17 protein-coding genes and 1 pseudogene are annotated in these 18,593 nt (G+C 63.3%); 8 read left to right on the forward strand and 10 right to left on the reverse strand.

The features are described 5' to 3' along the window. Nucleotides 1-127: pseudogene (locus ATY75_RS34030) on the forward strand (IS481 family transposase); the annotation flags it as partial. Between the two features lie 610 nt (nt 128-737). Here ATY75_RS34030 and ATY75_RS19450 read toward each other — a convergent pair. Both ATY75_RS19450 and ATY75_RS19455 read right to left on the reverse strand, forming a co-directional pair. Then, nucleotides 738-1,472 carry a LuxR family transcriptional regulator gene (locus ATY75_RS19450; protein ID WP_064836977.1) on the reverse strand — a complete coding sequence of 245 codons (735 nt, stop codon included), beginning with the start codon at nt 1,470-1,472 and terminating at the stop codon, nt 738-740. Nucleotides 1,473-1,674: 202 nt separating this feature from the next. Then, complete coding sequence (locus ATY75_RS19455) at nt 1,675-2,472, reverse strand: IclR family transcriptional regulator (protein ID WP_064841271.1); 798 nt, start codon at nt 2,470-2,472, stop codon at nt 1,675-1,677. Nucleotides 2,473-2,576: 104 nt separating this feature from the next. Between ATY75_RS19455 and ATY75_RS19460 the strand changes: the two genes are divergently transcribed. The 5 genes from ATY75_RS19460 to ATY75_RS19480 all read left to right on the forward strand — a co-directional run bounded on the left by ATY75_RS19460 (nt 2,577) and on the right by ATY75_RS19480 (nt 6,632). Continuing rightward, nucleotides 2,577-3,338, forward strand: coding sequence for an SDR family oxidoreductase (locus ATY75_RS19460; RefSeq protein ID WP_088938800.1), 762 nt, complete (start codon nt 2,577-2,579; stop codon nt 3,336-3,338). Beyond that, complete coding sequence (locus ATY75_RS19465; protein ID WP_088938801.1) at nt 3,338-4,252, forward strand: 2-dehydro-3-deoxygalactonokinase; 915 nt, start codon at nt 3,338-3,340, stop codon at nt 4,250-4,252. The genes ATY75_RS19460 and ATY75_RS19465 overlap by 1 nt, the downstream gene beginning before the upstream one ends. 13 nt (nt 4,253-4,265) lie before the next feature. Beyond that, nucleotides 4,266-4,907 carry a 2-dehydro-3-deoxy-6-phosphogalactonate aldolase gene (locus ATY75_RS19470; RefSeq protein WP_088938802.1) on the forward strand — a complete coding sequence of 214 codons (642 nt, stop codon included), beginning with the start codon at nt 4,266-4,268 and terminating at the stop codon, nt 4,905-4,907. Next, the gene (locus tag ATY75_RS19475; protein ID WP_088938803.1) at nt 4,904-5,791 is read left to right on the forward strand and encodes an SMP-30/gluconolactonase/LRE family protein; all 888 of its coding nucleotides are present in this window, start codon (nt 4,904-4,906) and stop codon (nt 5,789-5,791) included. The genes ATY75_RS19470 and ATY75_RS19475 overlap by 4 nt, the downstream gene beginning before the upstream one ends. A gap of 232 nt (nt 5,792-6,023) precedes the next feature. After that, on the forward strand, nt 6,024-6,632 hold the full coding sequence (locus tag ATY75_RS19480; protein WP_064836967.1) for a PRC-barrel domain-containing protein: 609 nt from the start codon (nt 6,024-6,026) through the stop codon (nt 6,630-6,632). A gap of 153 nt (nt 6,633-6,785) precedes the next feature. Here the strand turns inward: ATY75_RS19480 and ATY75_RS19485 are convergent, their stop codons facing one another. Both ATY75_RS19485 and ATY75_RS19490 read right to left on the reverse strand, forming a co-directional pair. Continuing rightward, on the reverse strand, nt 6,786-8,150 hold the full coding sequence (locus ATY75_RS19485; RefSeq protein WP_088938804.1) for an EAL domain-containing protein: 1,365 nt from the start codon (nt 8,148-8,150) through the stop codon (nt 6,786-6,788). 182 nt (nt 8,151-8,332) lie between these two features. Continuing rightward, nucleotides 8,333-10,057, reverse strand: a complete 1,725-nt coding sequence (locus ATY75_RS19490; protein ID WP_088938805.1) for a response regulator — start codon at nt 10,055-10,057, stop codon at nt 8,333-8,335. 184 nt (nt 10,058-10,241) lie between these two features. On the opposite strand from ATY75_RS19490, the gene mutL reads away from it, so the two are divergent. Continuing rightward, nucleotides 10,242-12,059, forward strand: a complete 1,818-nt coding sequence (gene mutL, locus ATY75_RS19495) for a DNA mismatch repair endonuclease MutL (RefSeq protein ID WP_088938806.1) — start codon at nt 10,242-10,244, stop codon at nt 12,057-12,059. A gap of 68 nt (nt 12,060-12,127) precedes the next feature. Beyond that, nucleotides 12,128-12,358 carry a DUF2093 domain-containing protein gene (locus ATY75_RS19500; protein WP_064841270.1) on the forward strand — a complete coding sequence of 77 codons (231 nt, stop codon included), beginning with the start codon at nt 12,128-12,130 and terminating at the stop codon, nt 12,356-12,358. Nucleotides 12,359-12,443: 85 nt separating this feature from the next. On the opposite strand, the gene lpxK is transcribed toward ATY75_RS19500, so the two are convergent. The 6 genes from lpxK to ATY75_RS19530 all read right to left on the reverse strand — a co-directional run bounded on the left by lpxK (nt 12,444) and on the right by ATY75_RS19530 (nt 18,533). Then, complete coding sequence (gene lpxK, locus ATY75_RS19505) at nt 12,444-13,487, reverse strand: tetraacyldisaccharide 4'-kinase (protein WP_088938807.1); 1,044 nt, start codon at nt 13,485-13,487, stop codon at nt 12,444-12,446. Between the two features lie 184 nt (nt 13,488-13,671). Then, on the reverse strand, nt 13,672-14,394 hold the full coding sequence (locus tag ATY75_RS19510) for an HAD family hydrolase (protein ID WP_088938808.1): 723 nt from the start codon (nt 14,392-14,394) through the stop codon (nt 13,672-13,674). A gap of 9 nt (nt 14,395-14,403) precedes the next feature. After that, a complete protein-coding gene (gene waaA, locus ATY75_RS19515) occupies nt 14,404-15,723 on the reverse strand; it encodes a lipid IV(A) 3-deoxy-D-manno-octulosonic acid transferase (RefSeq protein WP_088938809.1) in 1,320 nt (439 codons plus the stop codon). 171 nt (nt 15,724-15,894) lie between these two features. Continuing rightward, nucleotides 15,895-16,137: a DUF4170 domain-containing protein gene (locus ATY75_RS19520; RefSeq protein ID WP_088938810.1), complete on the reverse strand. Its 243-nt coding sequence runs from the start codon at nt 16,135-16,137 to the stop codon at nt 15,895-15,897. A gap of 61 nt (nt 16,138-16,198) precedes the next feature. Then, a complete protein-coding gene (locus ATY75_RS19525; RefSeq protein ID WP_088938811.1) occupies nt 16,199-17,008 on the reverse strand; it encodes a 3'(2'),5'-bisphosphate nucleotidase CysQ in 810 nt (269 codons plus the stop codon). Between the two features lie 178 nt (nt 17,009-17,186). Then, nucleotides 17,187-18,533, reverse strand: a complete 1,347-nt coding sequence (locus ATY75_RS19530) for a TldD/PmbA family protein (RefSeq protein WP_088938812.1) — start codon at nt 18,531-18,533, stop codon at nt 17,187-17,189. Nucleotides 18,534-18,593 lie beyond the last annotated feature (60 nt).

Below are 18,593 nucleotides of genomic sequence, written 5' to 3' on the forward strand. Positions count from 1 at the left end.
CGCCGCCGACCTGCCGCTCTGGCTCCACCGTTACAATTGGCATCGCCCGCACGGCAGCCTACAATCCAAACCGCCCGTCAGTAGACTCGGCCTGATCAAGGACAACCTGTTGAGGCTCCACAACTAGAGCGCCGCGCGTCTTTCAAGACCCACAAAGAGCGCTGTAGCACTTTGAATTACTGCATGATTTCAGCCTTCATCGATTCCGATCAAGACTGATATCATGCAGTAGAGATAGTGGAGACGGACGCCTTCGCCAAACAAAATCATCGGCGGGAAAATCGATTTGCCGGCCTGCGAAAAGCGCCCGGGGAGAACGGGCAATCCGTTGCGGCCATCAAGTCCGCCGGGCTTTCGCCCTGATGGCCGCAACGGTCTCCCCGAGAACCGGCGCAATCCGGGGCGAACTAGCGCAAGCCGACAAAAAGGCCAGCGAAAAATGAAGAGGGAAGGCCAAACGGCGCGCAGCCGTGCAAGCGGCGGTGCCAAAACGCAACAGCCGCCGCCGACACCGAGGGCTTGGGAAAGCGGCATCGGCGTCGGGCAGCGGTGCGCGGCCGCGCCATTTCCTGGCGCTGGTCCAAGTCCCCTCTGGGCCTTTGCCAAAAGAGAAGCAGAAAGCGTGCCAGACGGAAAATCGGCGGAAACGGCACAAACGCGGCGTGGGACGGCCCCCCACGGCAAGCATATGCCCAAGCACTGGGCGACCGGCGAAAACCCGCAGCGCCTTTTGCACCTTATTTGATCAGGCCGATCCGCAGCGCTTTGGCGACCGCCTGGGTGCGGTTGACCGTATCGAGCTTCTTGGTGGCGCGGTTGAGGTAATGATTGACCGTGTGCTCGGAGAGGGTGAGGATTTCGGCGATTTCGGCACTGGTCTTGCCCGCCGCCGTCCAGTTGAGGCAATCGATTTCCCGGTCGGTCAGCGTGTCCGTCATGCGGGTATCGAGGTTGCGGATCTCGGCGAGCCGGTCATAGACATGGATGGAGATATAGCAGAGCTCCCGCATCTCAGCCGGGCTGAAGGGCTCGCGGTCGCCGGCGAAAGAGATGGCGCCGCGCACGCCGGATGGCTCATGCGTCGGGAAATAGGCACCGCGCATCATCCGGAAACGTTCGAACAGCGAGGCGACGAGAATAGACTTGCCGTCGTCCCGCGACCAGTTCTCGCGCGACATGTCGTAGAAGAAGGGCCGCGCCGATGTTCTCAGCCGCCTCAGAACCGGGCTGTTGACCAGCAGGCTCTCCTGGTCGTAGAGCGCCAGAAGCTCGGCCGGCCAGCTGGTGATGACGGTGCTGCCCTGAATATCCAAGGAGGTGATCGGCGGCAGGTTGAGCACCAGGAAGGCACGGCTGCGATAGGCTTCCGTCACGCGTTTCAGGAAACGGAAGATATCGAACTGGGTCTTCAGGCCGGCTATTTCCTGAATGTAGTCGTCGTCTTCCGGGGATGTTTGCGACAAGGGTGCCATCACATTTCTTCATCTTCGGCGCAACGGCCGGCTCGATTGCATCGGGGAATGACGATCGCTGACTGGATCAAACGGAGCCGGCCTCGGCATGCAGCGTTCGGCCGGCAGGTGGTTAATCGATTTCGCGGACTATTTGCAGTTGTCGTGATTCGCCGGCAAATCTCAATATCGCCCTCATCATAAGCATGCTCTCTGATTGCATTTAGCGGCGCGGGCCGAGCCGGATGCGCATGCCTTCCATGATCCTTCCAGCTGCCAGCTGAACTGGAACGGCCCATTGGCGCAGAAGTTCCATCGACAGGCGATAGGCCGGGCCGGTAATCGAAATGCCCCCGATAAAGGTTCGATCCTGCGACCAGACGGGAGCGGCGACGCAGCGGATGCCGGCCTCATGCTCCTCGCGGTCGAAGGCATAGCCCTGGTCGGCGATCTCGCGGATTTCGGCAAGCAGCGAGTCGGCCGAGACATGGGTCGAGGCGGTAAAGCTGGTGAAGCTCAGGCCGGCAAGCAGATCGGTGAGCAGATCGGCCGGAAGCAGCGAAAGTGCGGCCTTGCCGACGCCGGTGCAGTAACAGGGGGAAGCGTTGCCGATCTGCGAATACATCCGCACCGGCTGCCGGCCGTCGACCTTATCGAGATAGATGATCGACTGGCCCCTTAAAACGCCGAGATGCACCGTCTCGCCGGTCGCCTGCTGCAACTCGGCGAGGTGCGGTTCGGCAATCAGACGGAATTCGTTGCGCGCCCAGCTGCGCGCGGCAAAATCGAGCAGGCGCAGGCCCGGCGCATAACGGCCGTCGCCGTCAAGCTCGAGCAGCCCCTCCTCCACCAGATGGCTCAGCTGCCGATGCAAGGTGCCGCGCGGCTGGCCGGCACGCGCCAGGATATCGGTGAAACGCAGCGGCGCATCGGCATGCGTGACGAGATCGAGCAGAACCATCAGTTTGCCGAGCGTGCCGGTCTCACGGCCCTGCGCCATGCTTTCGCTATTTGAAGTCATCGTCTCGTCCGCCCTTGACAGCAAGGCCAGCATAATTCGATAATTCCATATAGTCAAATTGAGTTCCAGATAATGGAACATATGAAATATCAAGGGCGACCGCGATGTCGGCACAATTTCCGGAGTTCAGAGAACGAACCGTGCTGGTGACCGGCGGGGGAGCAGGCATCGGCGCTGCCATCGTCGAAGGCTTCGCCCGCCAGGGCGCCAAGGTCTCGTTCATCGATATCGCCGAGGCCGCCGGCCAAGCGCTCGCCGAAAGCCTGTCGCGGGAGACGGCGCATCCCGTCTCCTTCCACCATGCCGACTTGCGCGACATCGAGGCGATCCAGCGCACTGTCGAGACCGTCGTTGCCAGCTCAGGGCCGATCCGGGTGCTGGTCAACAACGCCGCCTGGGACGACCGCCATGAATTCGACGCGGTGACCGAGGCCTATTGGGACAACAACCAGGCGATCAACCTGCGGCATGTATTCTTCACCTCGCAAGCGGCGGCGCCATCGATGCGGGCGGCCGGCGGCGGGGCGATCATCAATATGTCGTCGATCGCCTTCAAGCTGAACATGGGCGGTTTTCCCGCCTATGCGGCGGCGAAGGCCGCGGTCGTCGGGCTGACCAAGAGCATGGCCGGCCGGCTAGGGCCGGAGAATATCCGCGTCAACTGCATCCTGCCCGGCATGGTCGTCACCGAACGGCAGATGCAGCTGTGGCTGACCGAAGAGAGCATCGCGCGCTCGGTCGAGCAGCAGTGCCTGAAGGTCGCGCTCAAGCCCGACGCGATCGTCGGTCCCTGCCTGTTTCTTGCATCCGACTGCGCGGCCGGAATGACCGCCCAGTCCCTGATTGTCGATGGAGGCATTCTGTAATGGCTAATCCCGCTTATGTCGCGGTGGACTGGGGCACCAGCAGCTTTCGGCTCTGGCTGATCGCCGGGGACGGTAGCATCCTTGCCGAGCGCCGCAGCGGCGAAGGCATGACCAGTGCTGCAAAAACCGGCTTTTCCCAAGTGCTGGCAGGCCATCTCGCCGCCGTCGAGGCGCCGGAACAGCTGCCCGTGATCGTCTGCGGCATGGCCGGCGCCCGGCAGGGCTGGGTCGAGGCCGGTTATATCGACGTGCCCGCACCGCTCGCCTCGGTGCTGACGGCGGCGGTCTCTGTGCCGGGAGAAAGCCGCGACATCCGCATTCTGCCGGGCCTTGCCCAGCGGGATATGGCGACACCCGACGTCATGCGCGGCGAGGAAACCCAGCTTCTCGGCGCGCTCGGCACGGCAAGCGCGGGCGCCCAGGCGGTCTGCATGCCCGGCACCCATTCGAAGTGGGTACATGTGGGCGACGGCAAGGTCACCGGCTTTTCGACCTTCATGACCGGCGAGCTCTTCGACGTTATCAGCAAACACACGATCCTGTCGCATGCCGTTGCCGGCGCCGAAGAGCAGCCGGCTGATGCAGCGGCCTTCGAGGCGGCGGTATCGGCCGCTTTCCAGCGCCCAGCCCTTGCCTCCAATCTGCTGTTTACCGCCCGCTCGGGCCAGCTCCTGCACGGGATCTCGGCCGCATCAGCGCAAGCCCGGCTCTCCGGCACCCTGATCGGCCTCGAAATCGCCGGCGCGCTGCAGGATGCGGCCAACTCAGGCATCACCCTGGTCGCTTCCGGACGCCTGCAGGCGCTCTACGAACAGGCCTTCAGAACTCTCTCCCTGACCTTCACCGCCATCGATGCGGACGCCGCCGTGCGCCGCGGGCTTTCGGCCGCTGCCGAAGCCATCTGGCCGAATTGAGAAAGCCGACACGATGAACCGTATCCCCTTCCCCGACATGAAGCGTCCGCTGATCGCCATCCTTCGCGGCATCCGGCCCGACGAAACCGAAAGCGTCGTCGGCGCCTTGATCGACAACGGCCTGACGGCGATCGAGATCCCGCTGAATTCGCCGGACCCGTTCAAATCGATCGAGATCGCCGCCAAGATGGCGCCGGCCGAGGTGCTGATCGGCGCCGGCACGGTGCTGACGGTCGAGGCGGTCGACAGCCTGCATACGGCCGGCGGCACGCTGCTCGTCACGCCGAATGTCGAGCCCGAGGTGATCATCCGGGCACGCCAATACGGCATGGTGACGATGCCCGGCGTCTTCACGCCGACGGAGGCGCTCGCCGCCGCGCGCGCCGGCGCCACCGGTCTCAAATTCTTTCCGGCGAGCGTGCTCGGGCCTTCCGGCATCACGGCGATCCGGGCAATCCTGCCGCCGGAGCTGACGATTGCCGCCGTCGGCGGTGTGTCGGACAAGAATTTCGGCGATTATACCAAGGCCGGCATCTTCGCCTTCGGCCTCGGCACCAGCCTCTACAAGCCGGGAATGACCGCGGCGGAGGTTGCCGAGCGCGCCAAGGCGACCATTTACGCCTATGATGCAGCCATTGGGAGCGTGAGCGTATGACCGATATCTACGAGTTCGAGGGCAAGACCCTTTGCAACACCAATTCCGTTCTCGGCGAAGGCCCGACCTATGATCCGGACAGCAATACCGTCTGGTGGTTCAACATCCTCGGCAAGGAACTGCATGAGCTCAATCTTTCCAGCGGCGCCAAAAAGGTGCATCCGCTGCCTGCCATGGCGAGCGTGCTGGCCCGTATCGACGCCGGACGGCAGCTGATCGCGACGGAGGAAGGACTTTTCGTGCGCGATGTGGCGAGCGGCAATCTGACCTTCTATGCCGCACTCGAAAACGACCGCCCGGAAAACCGCTCGAACGACGGCCGCACCCATCCCTCCGGTGCGCTGTGGATCGGCACGATGAGCAAGCGGGCGGAAAACCAGGCCGGCGCCATCTATCATGTCGCCGGCGGCAAGGTGACGAAGATCTTCAATGGCATCAGCATCCCGAATTCGATCTGCTTCTCGCCTGACGGCACGATCGGCTATTATACCGACTCCCGTCTCAACCGGCTGATGCGCGTCATGGTCGATCCGCACACCGGCCTGCCCTCCGGCGAGCCGATCGTGCTGGTCGACAGCGCCGACGAACCCGGCGATATCGACGGCTCGGTGGTCGATGCCGACGGCTATATCTGGAACTCGCGCTGGGGTGCCGGAGTCGTCGATCGTTACAATCCCGACGGGCTGCGCATCTCGCGCTACAAGGTTCCCGCCGTCCAGCCCTCCTGCCCCGCCTTCATCGGCGTTAATGCCGACCGGCTGGCGGTGACCACCGCCTGGGAAGGGCTCGACGAGGATGCGCGTTCGGCGCAACCCAGCGCCGGCGCGCTGCTCGAACTCGGCATCGATGTCAAAGGCGTGTTCGATCCCGTCTATGTGATCTGACCGGCAGATCTGAACTTGCCTGCAAGCAGCCATCAGAGGCGTTCCCGACCGGGAGCGCCTTTTCCTGTTTTGGTGGGGTGACACGATAAAAGTTCCGTGAAAATCGAGAAATTTTCCGTGTTTTCAATCGGAACCAATCGGCGCACCAGTCATTGTCCTTTCGAACCGGCGTGGCAATAACACCCACGTTGCCGGGTCAGCGACCACTCTAGGAGATGAAGGTAGGTTCGAAATGACACGCAAACTCTTGACGACCGTTGCCGCTGGCGCACTGTTTGCCACGGCTTTCGCACCGGCGGCATTCTCGCAGGCGGCCCCGCAGCCGGCGGATCCAGCCGCGCCGACACAGGCGGCACCCGCCGATCCGGCAGCACCGAAACCGCCGGTCACCCCTGATGTGACCAAGCCCGCAGGCGATGCGGCACAGGCTCCGGCTCCGGCACCGACGGCAGACACGGCCCAGGCCGGTTATATCACCGAGCAGGCCCCGGACCAGATCAGCGCCAATACCTATATCGGCCAGTCGGTCTATAACGGCAACAACGAAAGCATCGGCAGCGTCAATGACCTGATCATGAAGAAGGATGGCGGCCTGGTCGCCGCGATCGTTGGTGTGGGCGGCTTCCTCGGCATCGGCGAAAAGAACGTCGCCGTCCCGATGGACAAGATCACCGTCGCCCAGAACACCCAGGACGGCAGCGTCAAGCTGACGACAAGCGAAACGGCTGAATCGCTGAAGGCCGCGCCTGAGTTCAAGACGCTGGCCATGCAGTCAGCCGAAAAGGCTCCGGCTGCGACCGGCACCGATACCACGGCAACCGGCTCGACTACGCCAAAGTAGGCAGAGCTGAAGTCAATTGGCGCCAAGGCTGGGGCCAAGCAAACCGCGCGGTAGTATAGCGTAGGCGATGGCGCTCCTGGGGGCGCCATCGTTTTTGCCGCACCATTGGCCAGAGCGTGATGTAAACCGCTCACACTTTGCGGCATCACTGCCCTATGCGCTGACACGCTCCACCATCGCTGGATCGTAGTAATTCTCGTGCAGGAAACGCAGCGTGGCGATGCCGTCGGCCGGCCGGCCGAAGTGATAGCCCTGACCCATGCCGCAGCCGAGCGTGCGCAGCTTCACCGCCTCGGCGTAATCCTCGATGCCCTCAGCCACCACTTCCAGTTCCAGGCCGTCACACATGGTCAGGATCGCCTTGATGATGTGTTCGGAGGCACGGTCGGAATTGATGCGGGAGACGAAGGCGCGATCGATCTTGATCTTGTCGAAGATGAAGTCGCGCAGGCGCCCGAGGCTCGACTGGCCGGTGCCGAAATCGTCGAGGGAAATGCGCACGCCGGCGGCGCGCAGATCGGCGATGATGCGGTGGGCGGTATCGGCCGAGCTCATCACCGCCGTCTCGGTAATTTCAAGTTCCAGGCGATGCGGATCGAAGCCGACGCGGCCGAGGATCGACAGGACGCTGCCGCTGGTGCCCGGATCCATCAGCTGGGCCGAGGAGAGATTGAACGACAGGAAGAGTTCGCGCGGCCAGGAGAGGGCTGCTTCCGCCGCCTTGCGCAGCAGCGCTTCCGACAGCGCATCGATGAAGCCGCGCTCTTCGGCGAGCGGCACGAAGACGCCGGGCGAGACGAAGCCGAGATCGGGATCGTTCCAGCGGGCAAGCGCCTCGAAGCCGACGACCTGATTATTGGAGAGCGAGACGATCGGCTGGAAATGCACGTCGATCGCGTCCGATATGATGGCGTTTCTGAGCGCCTGTTCCAGCTGCGTCGCGCGTTTCATTTCCTGGGCGATCTCGCGCGAATAGACGGTGATCTGGCCGCGGCCGCGGCGCTTGGAGCGGTAGAGGGCGGTTTCGGCGCTCTTCAGCAATTCCTCGCAATCTTCTCCGGCGAACGGGTAGATGGCAAAGCCGAGCGAGGCGGAGAGACGGACGTTGCGGTCGCCGAGGTCATAGGGAGCCGACAGCACTTCGCGGATCATCTGGCCGAATTTCTCGGCACTCGCCCGCTCGAAAATCAACGGCAGCACGAAGGCGAATTCATCGCCGTCATGGCGGGTAACCAGCGCGCCATCGGGGATGCAGGCTCTGAGGCGATGGGCGACCTGGCAGAGGATTTCATCGCCGGCGGTGGAGCCGAAGAGATCGTTGATCGGCTTGAAACTGTCGAGATTGGCGATACCGATGGTGAAGGGGGCCGGATCGTTGGCGCGCTCGGACGAGATCTGCAGGACCTTTTCCCGCATGCGATTGCGGTTTCCCAATCCGGTCAGCGGATCGGTATAGGCCATTGCCTGAAGCTCATTCTGACCGACGGTCAAGAAAGCCATGTCCGCCGATTTCATCATCCACCCGAGCTTTCCCGCGCCATGCAAAGAATGACCGGCATGTCTTAACAATTTGATAGTAAATCAGCTTGCATTGGCGTCGAACCACCCCAGAATCCAGGAGTTGACGGGCGGTCCGGCCAAATTTCTTTGTTTTTATGCAGGCCCTTAGCCTGGAAACGCTTTACATGCGCTGAGATGCATCAGCCGCGCGCTCGCATGACCTCATCCATCAGATGCCGCTGAAAGACGGCCTCGAGCATATCCGGGCTGACGGGTTTCATGATGACATCGTCCATGCCCGCTTTGACGCATTCGGCGCGGTCTCGTTCGAAGGCCTGGGTGAGCACGCCGATAATCGGCGTGCGGCCTCCCCCGCCGGTTTCCTCCATCTGCCGGATGAGGCGGGCGGCCTCGAAGCCGTTGAAGCCCGGCAGCGAAATATCCATCAGCACGATCTGCGGCCGGTGCTCGGCCCAGAGGCGCACGGCCTCGTCGCCGGTCGCCGCGATCATATGGCGATAGCCGAGGCCTTCGAGGATCTGCGAAAAAACTATCTGGTTGATATCATTGTCTTCGGCAACGAGAACCTGCAGGCCGACGACGTCTTCGGAAATGCTGATTTCCCAATCCGTATCCGCACCGGCGCCGCTGTTGCGGCTGTTGCGGTTGAAGTGGCGGGCGATCTGGAAGGTGAGCTCGTTGGCGATCTGGAAACCGTCCATGACAAGCGCCGGGATGCCGTATTGCTCTGACAGTTCGAGGCAGCGCATGCCCATCTGGTTGTCGATGATCAAAAGATCGAGCGAGATGCCGGAGGAGCTGGCGATTTCCAGGAACCGCTCCTCCTCGTCCTCGCCGCGGACCGCGCAGGATTCGAACCCGTATTTCGACAGCGTCCGCAGCGCGGCGGTCTCGGCGGCGAGGTCGGCGGTGACGACCAGGACCTTGCGGCCGGAGAAATTCTCCGGAACGATCGCTTCCATCGCCGCCGGCTCGCGGCGCTCGACGGCGCTCGGCACCGGAACATAGGCACGGCGATAACTTTGATTGCTCGAGGTGGTGATCGCCGAGGCCCGGCCGAACTCGTCGAGATCGGCGCCGTCGCGCGGCAGGTCCTGCATGGTCGACACCAGGAAATAGCGGCCCGGCTTGCCGATGCGGTGCTTGCGGCTGACGATGTCGCGCTCGATGCCGTCGCGGGAGATCTGCCGCTGGCGGGAGATGGACATCTCGCCGGTCTCCAGCACATGACGGTCGCTCTCTTCGAAGCGCTTGGCGATCTCTTCCGAAAAAAGATCGCTGCTCTTGCGCCCGAGCACCTCGTCGGCAGTCGTCTGATATTTCTCGCAGAAGGCGAGGTTGACCGCGACATAGGTGAGGTTGCGGTCCTTGACGAAGAGCGGGAAAGGCAGGTTGTCGAGAATGTCCTCGGTGAGCTGCACCCGTTCCAGATCCGAGCGCCATTGCTCTTCGCGCTTCTTGTCCTCGGAAATATCGGAAATGATGGTGACGCCGTAACCGCCGGGCAGCCTGCGTTTGGCGAAACGGACCCAGCTGTCGGCGCCGTGGCGCTCGACGGATTCGAAGCGCTCGCGCCAATGCGAGGCGATCTTCTGCGACAGCCAGTCCTCGCGGCTGAGCGAGCCGCGCTGCTTCACGTCATATTGCTGGCGAATGCCGGTGTCGTAGACCGCGCCGAGGAAATCGCGAAGCCGCGTGCCGGGCTTCAGCATCTCCAGGGGCAGCGGGAAGAATTCCAGCGTTTGGCGGCTGGCGAAAATCAGATGATCGTTCTTGTCATAGATGATGAAAGCTGCCGAAAGGCTGTCGCACACCACATCGAAAAGCCCCGTCTGCAGATCGGCCCCGGCGGAAATCCCGTCGGCTTCCGATGATGGGTCCGCCTTTTCGAAGCCGGCACTCATGCAATTGCGTCCCACATCTGTTCGATTTCGAAAGCTTCCGGAGGTATGTGAATAGAAATGCCATTTTTATGTTAAAACCGGCTTAACATTACCTATCCCCGAATTTGGCGGAGGCCGGAACTACGCTTTGGGAAAGTATATCGAAAGCCCTTCCCTCCGCCCCGCGAATCCTCGAAAATAGCCCATGGCCATCAGACAGCTTTCCGAAACGCTCATCAACCAGATCGCCGCCGGCGAAGTCATCGAACGGCCGGCGAGCGCGGCCAAGGAACTGATCGAAAACGCGCTCGATGCAGGCGCCACGCGCATCGAGATCGCCACATCGGGCGGCGGCAAGGCACTGCTGCGGGTCAGCGACAACGGCTCGGGCATGGACGCGGCCGATCTGGAGCTGGCGGTCCGGCGCCACTGCACCTCGAAGCTTTCGGACACGCTCGAGGATATCCGCACGCTCGGCTTCCGCGGCGAGGCTCTGCCCTCGATCGGCTCGGTCGCCAGGCTCAGCATCGCCAGCCGCAGGCGCGACAGCGCCGGCGGCCACGAGATCGCCGTCAACGCCGGCAAGATTGCACATCTACGCCCGGCGGCCGCCAATCCCGGCACGATCGTCGAAGTGCGCGACCTGTTCTTCGCCACACCCGCCCGGCTGAAATTCCTGAAGAGCGAAAAGGCCGAGGCTGGCGCCATTACCGAGATCGTCAAGCGCATGGCGATCGCCTTTCCCGCTGTGCGCTTCGTGCTGTCGGGCTCGGACCGCACGACGCTGGAATTTCCGGCGACCGGCGACGATCATCTGGCGCGCATGGCGCAGGTGCTCGGCAAGGACTTCCGCGACAACGCCATCGCGCTCGACGCCGTGCGCGAAGAGATTGCGCTGACCGGCTTTGCCGGCGTGCCGACCTTCAACCGCGGCAACTCCGCCCACCAATATGCCTTCGTCAACGGCCGGCCGGTGCAGGACAAGCTGATCCTGTCGGCGATCCGCGGCGCCTATGCCGAGACAATTCCTTCCGGACGCTATCCGGTGGCGGTGCTGTCGATCAGCCTCGATCCGGCCCTCGTCGACGTCAACGTGCATCCGGCCAAATCCGACGTGCGCTTCCGCGACCCCGGCTTGGTGCGCGGCCTGATCGTCGGCGCCATCCGCGAGGCTCTGGCGCGCGACGGCAGCCGGGCGGCAACGACCGGTGCCAGCGACATGCTGCGCGCCTTCCGTCCCGGTTTTCAGTCCTATGCGCAGCGGCCGCAGACGGCATGGTCGGCCGAGACCTCGCCCTCCCGGCCCTACCAGCCGGCAAGCGGTCTCGGTGAACGACCGCAGGCCTCCTTCGACGGGCTATCGATGCCGACGGCGCGGGCCGAACCACAGTTTTCACCGCAGCCGGCGGCATCCGCCAGCCCCTCTGCCGAAACAACCGGGCGCTATCCGCTCGGCGCCGCACGGGCGCAGATCCACGCAAACTATATCGTCGCCCAGACCGAGGACGGGCTCGTCATCGTCGACCAGCATGCCGCCCATGAGCGGCTGGTCTTCGAGGCGATGCGCAAGGCGCTGCATTCGAAGCGGCTCGCCTCGCAGGTGCTGCTCATTCCCGAGATCATCGACATTCCGGAAGAGGATTGCGACCGGCTGATGCAGCATGCGGCCGAGCTTTCGGAGCTTGGCCTGGCGATCGAACGTTTCGGCCCCGGGGCGATTGCCGTGCGTGAGACGCCGGCGATGCTCGGCGAGGTCGACGCCCATGGCCTGATCCGCCAGCTTGCCGACGAGATTGCCGAATGGGACACGGCGTCGGGCCTGTCGGCCAAGCTCGAATATGTGGCGGCGACCATGGCCTGCCACGGATCCGTGCGCTCCGGCCGGCGGCTGCGGCCGGAGGAAATGAACGCGCTGCTGAGAGAAATGGAAGTGACGCCCGGCTCCGGCCAGTGCAATCACGGCCGGCCGACCTATATCGAATTGAAGCTCAGCGATATCGAGCGGCTTTTCGGCAGAAGCTAAAAAAGCTGGAAAAGCCGCCCTTGCGGGAGTATGGCAGACGGATGATAGGGCTGCAGGGAACGGAGCGCATGAATTTGTTCGAAGGGCACGGAAACCGCGAGGCGAAGATCCGCTATCTCGATGGCGATTTCCAGATTGTCTCGCCCGGCTCCTATGTCATTTGTGCGATGACCGGAAAACAGATCCCCCTCGACGAGCTGCGTTACTGGAGCGTCGCCCGCCAGGAACCCTATGCCGACGTGATCTCGGCGATCGAAGCCGACAAACGCGCCGGCGTATTGCCGAACCAGCGGCGATAAAGCGCGTCGCGATCTTTCAGTTTAGCTCCTTGCGCTTTAACTCTTTGTTTTCACGCATGTCGTTGCCGCAAAAGCGCTGCGCGCTTTAGCTTTTCGCCTTCATCTCCCGCAGCCGCCGCTCGCGGCAGGCGACGATCGCCCGGTCGATGATCAGGCTCGGGGCGAGGTGATCCTCGAAGACCATGTCGACCTCGATCACCCGGCACTTTTCGGCAAGCTCTGCCGCTTTGCCGGGATGGCCGGAGAGGCGGACGAAATCCTTGGATGTCGTGACGATCGCGAGACCCTGACGCTCGGCGGTCGTCAGGATGTCGTCAATCTCCTCCTCGGTCAGATGCTCGTGGTCGCCGAAGGACTTGGCGACGGTGATTTCGGCGCCGCGCGATTCGACCGTTCGGAAGAATTTGGCGGGATCGGCGATGCCGGCGAAGGCTAGCACCTTCATGCCGGCGAGCGTATTGTCGCCGCGCACTTTCAGCGATGCGGTGAAATAGGGCTTTGCGGCGCGCGCCGCCATGCGGACGATCCGGTCGGCGGCATTGCCGCCGCCGACCTTCAACAGCGCCGTCGCAGACCGAAGCTGCTGGCGGATCGGGGCGCGGACCGGGCCGCCGGGCACGATATGGCCGTTGCCGAGGCCGCGGGTCGCGTCGATGACCAGCAGGGCATAGTCGATCGCCAGCCGGGCGCTCTGGAAACCGTCGTCCATGATGATGAGATCGGCGCCCTCCGCCACCAGGCGCTGAGCCCCATCGACGCGCCGGCGGGAAATCACCGTCAGCGCTTCCCGGGCAAGCAGCAGCGGCTCATCGCCGACGGCAACCGCCCGGTGGTGATCGGGATCGACCATCGTGGTCACATCGAGCGAGCCGCCGTAACCGCGGCTGAGAAAGCCGGGTTTCAGCCCTTTCGCCTTGGCTGCGCGGGCGATCGTCAGCGCCGTCGGCGTCTTGCCGGCGCCGCCGACGGTGAAATTGCCGATACAGATGACCGGAATGGCAACGGAGGCGCGGCGCGCATGGGCCATGCGGTGGCCGGCGATGCGGCCGTAGAGAAAGGAAACCGGCAACAGCAGCCAGGCCCGCCAATCGGCTTTCCTCCACCAGAACGGCGGCGCTTCGGATATCATCTTGCCGTCCCGCTCCCCTGCCCGCCATTGTTGCGGCCAGACCCCTGCTTTTTTCGACAGGCCGGATTGAGAAGCCAAAACCGATGAAAATGCAAGTCTTTACCGACCGAAGCATGTCGCGCAAAAGTGTGCGCGGTTTTGCGATCACGACATGCGTAAAACAAAACCTGAAGCGCGACGCGCTTTAGGCAGGCTGCAGATCCGGCAGCAGCATCTCGATGGCGGTGATATCGTCGAGCACATGATCGGCCGCCGCGGCAAGCGAATCGCGCGACCCGGTGCCGGTCAGCACCGCAATCCTCAGCCCCGTCCCGGCATTCAGGCCCATGTGCAGATCGTGATTGTTATCACCGACCATCGCCACTTCCTCAGGCGAAAGACCGGTCGCGGCGCAGAAACCGAGCACCATGCCCGGCTCCGGCTTGACGCCGAAACCGCTGTCGTAGCCGGCGATATAATCGACATAGCGGGCAAAACCGAAACGCTCCGCCGTCTGGCGGATCGAGCGTTCATTGTCGCTGGAAGCGACGCCGAGTTTGAAGCCGCGGCGATGCAGCCGCGCGAAGAAGCCGGCGAGATCGGTCACCGGCACGGAAAATTCGGCGGCGCCGGCAAAGAGGTCGTCGAGGCGAAGCGTCAGTTCGCCGACATCGACCATCGAGCCCGCGGCAACCAGACCCTCGGCAATCTGGCGGGTATTGCCGGCGGCAAGCAGGCTGTCGGGAACGATATGGCCGGTTACCGGATCCATGCCGCAGGCCGCCAGCAGCCGGTCGGCGAGAAGCGGGTCTCCTTCGGCGGCGATGCGGGCAAGCTCGCGGTTTACCGGCAGCCAGCTCTCGTCATAGTCGAGCAGCGTGCCGTCCTTGTCGAAGAGAATGCCTTTGATAACGGACGCTGCCGCCATGCTCTATCCTCAAACCTGGGCCACGGCCTTGGGCAGCAGCCGCGCCTTGACCGTCAGCGGATTGATATAGGGTTCCAGCCCCTTGACGGTCGCAGTCAGCGCCCCGCGCATCTCGTGCACGGCGGTGATGCCGGCGTCGATCATGTTGCGGCGGGCGTCGTCATTGGTCAAAAGGTAATGCACGCCCTTGGCCAGCATTTCGGTATCGCGCACCATGCGGGCGCTGCCGCTGCGGGCAAGCTTCTGATAGGCCTCGCGGAAATTCTGCACATGGCCGCCCGAGAGAACGGCGCAGCCGAGCATGGCGGGCTCCAGCGGGTTCTGGCCGCCTTCGGCAAAGAGCGAGCGGCCGACGAAGGCGATTTCCGTAAGCCTCAAATAGAGGCCCATTTCGCCGATCGTATCGCCGAGGAAGATATCGACATCGGCCGACAAGACATCGTCGCGGGTGCGGCGGGCGACCTTCAGCCCCTGCTTGACCAGGGCCGCCTCGATCTCGTCGCAGCGCTCGGGATGGCGGGGCACGATGATCGTCAATTGCCGATCGCGCTCCCTCAGGGCCCGATGGACGATGGCGGCGGCATTCTCCTCGCCGTCGAAGGTCGAGATCGCCGCCCAGGTCATGCGGTCGCCGATCTGCTTCTTGTAGCGGGCGAGGACAGCGCTGTCATAGGGCGGTGCGTCGGTATCGACCTTCAGATTACCGGAGGTGATGACGGGAACGGCGCCGAGATCGCGGAAACGTTCGGCATCGATATCCGACTGGGCGATGACGAGGGCCAGATTCTCGAACAAGGCTTCGGCGATTGCCGGGCGGCGGCGCCAGCGGGCGAAGGAGCGATCCGACATGCGGGCATTGATCAGGATCTGAGGGATGCGGCGGCGGCCGAGCTCCAGCACCGTTGCCGGCCAGATCTCGGATTCGGCGATGATGGCGCAATCGGGCTGCCAATAATCGAGGAAGCGGCTGACCGAGGGCTTCAGGTCGAGCGGCACATATTGGTGGATCGCGTCGCTGCCAAGGCGCTCGGCGGCGAGTCTCGCGGAGGTGATGGTGCCGGTGGTCAAAATCACATGGATGTCGCGGCGGCGGATTTCGCGGATCAGCGGGATGACGGCATTGGTTTCGCCGACACTCGCGGCATGGAACCAGACGAGCGGGCCCTGCGGCCGGTTGGCGCTCGGATAGCCGAAGCGTTCCAGGCGGCGCGCCCGGTCTTCCTTGCCCTTGGCCGTGCGGTAGGTGATATAGAGGCCGACGACAGGAGAGGCCACTGTTCCCGCCAGACGGTATGCGCTCAGACCGAAGCGCGCCATCCGGGAGCTCATCGCGCCAGTCTCCGATCCAAGATCGACATCAAACCCATTCCCTCATTATCGTTGCGGCCGCAATGACCGATCAATTTGTTCAGAATGCGTCAAACGATCCGGATCGACCGGCGCCCGATGCACGAAAGGCCGCCCGCCGAGCGGTCGATCGGCCGACGGCACCTGCCAGGGTCAGTTGCCCTTGGCCTGCGGATCGAGCAAACGATGCATGTGGACGATGAAGTAGCGCATATGCGCATTGTCGACCGTCTGCTGCGCCTTCGACTTCCAGGCCGTCAGCGCCGTGGCATAATCCGGGAAAATGCCGACGATATCGAGACCCTTCAGATCGCGGAACTGGACGTCATCGAGGCTTTCCAGTTCGCCGCCAAAAACGAGATGCAAAAGCTGCTTCTTGTCACCGGAGTCAGTCATTTTTTGTTCTCTTTCTGCTATTCTCCTCCGCCATCCCATCTGCGGGATTTTGACGGAAACGTCAACTGTCTCGTCGTCCCGCAAAGGCCGCGAGGAACTCGCCGATGCGGGGCGTCGGCGCTGCGCAGAGGATATTGTGGGTCACGTCGGCACTGTTGTAGACGACCGGCCTGCCTTCGAGATCGACGAGGCGGCCGCCGGCGCAGCTAAGGATCAGATCGGCGGCGGCGAGATCCCAGTCATGCGAATTGCTTTTGACGAAGGTGGCTTCGAGGCGACCGTCCGCCACCATGGCGATGCGATAGGCCAGCGAGGGAATGTGTTTCTGGCGGCTGACCCGATCGCGAAATTCAACCGGAAAGGTCTTCAACAGGTCCTCGCCGATCGCCAGACGGCTCGGTTCCTCCGGTCCCGCGGCGGAGACGATGAAGGGCACGCCGTTCTTCAGCGCGACGCCGCCGTCGACGGCCTCATAGAGTTCCTCGAGCGCCGGGGCATAGAGCACGCCGGCGACCGGCCGGCCGCGATGAACGACCGCGACGCTGACGCACCAGACCTTCTGGCCGCCGAGAAAGGCGCGTGTGCCGTCGATCGGGTCGACGATGAACAGCGTCTCGCGCAGGAGGCGGCCGGCATCATCGTCGGTCTCTTCGGACAGCCAGCCATAATCCGGCCGGGCCTTGCGCAGAATGGTTTCGAGCGTCTTGTTGGCGGCGAAATCGGCGGCACTGACGGGCGAGCGGTCGCCGTTTTTCCACCAGACCTCGGGAGATTGGTTGAAGAAGCCGAACGCGACCGCCCCGGCCTCTTTCGCAGCATCGGCGATCAGCGTGAGATCGCTCTGCCAGCGGGCCTTTTCCGTATCGCTCATCGCATCAATCCGTCCAACTTTCGTGTGAGCATGATGTCGTCCGAAAACCGCACACACTTTTCGGCATCATGCTCTAAAGCGCGTCGCGATCTTTCAGATTCGCTTGCCACGCTTTAGGTCTTTCCTTTTTCCGCATGTCTTTATCGCAAAACCGCTGCACACTTTTGCGAGACATGCTCTAGCGCCCTGCCAGCGTCATGCCTTCGATGGCGAAGGTCGGAGCCGCGACGCCGAACTTGCGGTCGATGTCGTTTGCCGGCGTCAGGCGCATGAACATCTCCTTGAGGTTCGAGGCGATCGTCACCTCGGAGACCGGGAATGTCAGTTCGCCGTTCTCGACCCAGAAGCCGGTGGCGCCGCGGCTGTATTCGCCGGTGATCATGTTGACGCCATGGCCGATCAATTCGGTGACATAAAAACCATTGCCGACGTTGCGGATCAGCTCCTCCGGCGTGATATCGCCGGGTTCCAGCGCGAGGTTGGTGGAGGACGGCGAGACGGCGGTGCCGCCGCGCACGCCGCGGCCGTTGGTCTGAAGACCAAGTTCGCGCCCGGTCGAGGTCGACAGGAACCAGTGTTTGAGGACGCCGTCCTCGATCATCACCAGCCGCTCGCCCGATACACCCTCGCCGTCGAAGGGGCGCGAGGAGGGGCCGCGCACGATCAGCGGATCGTCGGTGATCGACAGGCCCGATTTCAGCACCTGCTGCCCTATCCGGTCGCGCAGGAAGCTGGACTTGCGGGCGACGGCGGCACCATTGATCGCGCCGGCGATATGGCCGACGAAGCCGCGGGCGACGCGCGGATCGAAGATGACGGTGACGTCCTTGGCGGTCGGCACCTGGCGCGGATTGATGCGCTTGACCACCCGTTCGCCGGCGCGGCGGCCGATTTCAGCGGGATCGTCGAGCTCGGCATAATAGAGCCGGCTGTCGAAATCATAATCCCGCTCCATGCCGGTGCCTTCGCCAGCGATAACGCTGACGGAATGGCCGAAACGCGAGGCCATGTAGCTGCCTTCGAAACCGTGCGAGGTGGCGAGAACCAGGCCGCCCATGCCGGCCGAGGCGCCGGCGCCGGAGGAATTGGTGACACCCTTGACCGCAAGGGCCGCGGCCTCAACGGCAAGGCCCGCCTCGCGCAGCATCTCGGAGGAGACCTCGGTGGTATCGAGCAATTGCAGGTCGGGATAGGATTTCGCAAGGCTCGCCTCATCCGCGAGGCAGGCGAAGGGGTCTTCCGGCGAGACTTTGGCCATGGCGACGGCACGTTCGGCAAGCGCCTGCAGATCGAAGCCCGGATTGGCCGAAACGCTGGCGACGCGCTTGCCGATGAAGACGCGCAGCGAAAAATCGTCGCTTTCGGAGGATTCCGTGCCCTCGACCTTGCCGAGGCGGACGCTGACCGATTGCGAGCGCGATCGTACGACGACGGCATCGGCGGCATCGGCCCCTGCCTTCCTGGCCAGATCGATCAATTGACTTGCGCGGGAAAGAAGTGTCGAGGAATCGATTTCTGAGGACATGATTTGGCCTTTCCTTCGGCTTCCATTTATTGTGCACTCTCCCAAGCATCAAGGCCGCCG

Origin of the sequence: Rhizobium sp. N122 (genome assembly GCF_002211295.1) — a bacterium.
Taxonomy (GTDB): domain Bacteria; phylum Pseudomonadota; class Alphaproteobacteria; order Rhizobiales; family Rhizobiaceae; genus Rhizobium.

Coding starts and splice junctions, on each gene's coding strand:
- ATY75_RS19510 (WP_088938808.1), bottom strand. CDS start 14,394: ATGGCGGCAGCGTCCGTTATCAAAGGCATTCTCTTCGACAAGGACGGC.
- ATY75_RS19455 (WP_064841271.1), bottom strand. CDS start 2,472: ATGACTTCAAATAGCGAAAGCATGGCGCAGGGCCGTGAGACCGGCACG.
- ATY75_RS19520 (WP_088938810.1), bottom strand. CDS start 16,137: ATGACTGACTCCGGTGACAAGAAGCAGCTTTTGCATCTCGTTTTTGGC.
- ATY75_RS19465 (WP_088938801.1), top strand. CDS start 3,338: ATGGCTAATCCCGCTTATGTCGCGGTGGACTGGGGCACCAGCAGCTTT.
- ATY75_RS19525 (WP_088938811.1), bottom strand. CDS start 17,008: ATGAGCGATACGGAAAAGGCCCGCTGGCAGAGCGATCTCACGCTGATC.
- ATY75_RS19470 (WP_088938802.1), top strand. CDS start 4,266: ATGAACCGTATCCCCTTCCCCGACATGAAGCGTCCGCTGATCGCCATC.
- ATY75_RS19475 (WP_088938803.1), top strand. CDS start 4,904: ATGACCGATATCTACGAGTTCGAGGGCAAGACCCTTTGCAACACCAAT.
- ATY75_RS19485 (WP_088938804.1), bottom strand. CDS start 8,150: ATGATGAAATCGGCGGACATGGCTTTCTTGACCGTCGGTCAGAATGAG.
- lpxK (WP_088938807.1), bottom strand. CDS start 13,487: ATGATATCCGAAGCGCCGCCGTTCTGGTGGAGGAAAGCCGATTGGCGG.
- ATY75_RS19450 (WP_064836977.1), bottom strand. CDS start 1,472: ATGGCACCCTTGTCGCAAACATCCCCGGAAGACGACGACTACATTCAG.
- ATY75_RS19490 (WP_088938805.1), bottom strand. CDS start 10,057: ATGAGTGCCGGCTTCGAAAAGGCGGACCCATCATCGGAAGCCGACGGG.
- ATY75_RS19500 (WP_064841270.1), top strand. CDS start 12,128: ATGAATTTGTTCGAAGGGCACGGAAACCGCGAGGCGAAGATCCGCTAT.
- ATY75_RS19460 (WP_088938800.1), top strand. CDS start 2,577: ATGTCGGCACAATTTCCGGAGTTCAGAGAACGAACCGTGCTGGTGACC.
- mutL (WP_088938806.1), top strand. CDS start 10,242: ATGGCCATCAGACAGCTTTCCGAAACGCTCATCAACCAGATCGCCGCC.
- ATY75_RS19530 (WP_088938812.1), bottom strand. CDS start 18,533: ATGTCCTCAGAAATCGATTCCTCGACACTTCTTTCCCGCGCAAGTCAA.
- waaA (WP_088938809.1), bottom strand. CDS start 15,723: ATGAGCTCCCGGATGGCGCGCTTCGGTCTGAGCGCATACCGTCTGGCG.
- ATY75_RS19480 (WP_064836967.1), top strand. CDS start 6,024: ATGACACGCAAACTCTTGACGACCGTTGCCGCTGGCGCACTGTTTGCC.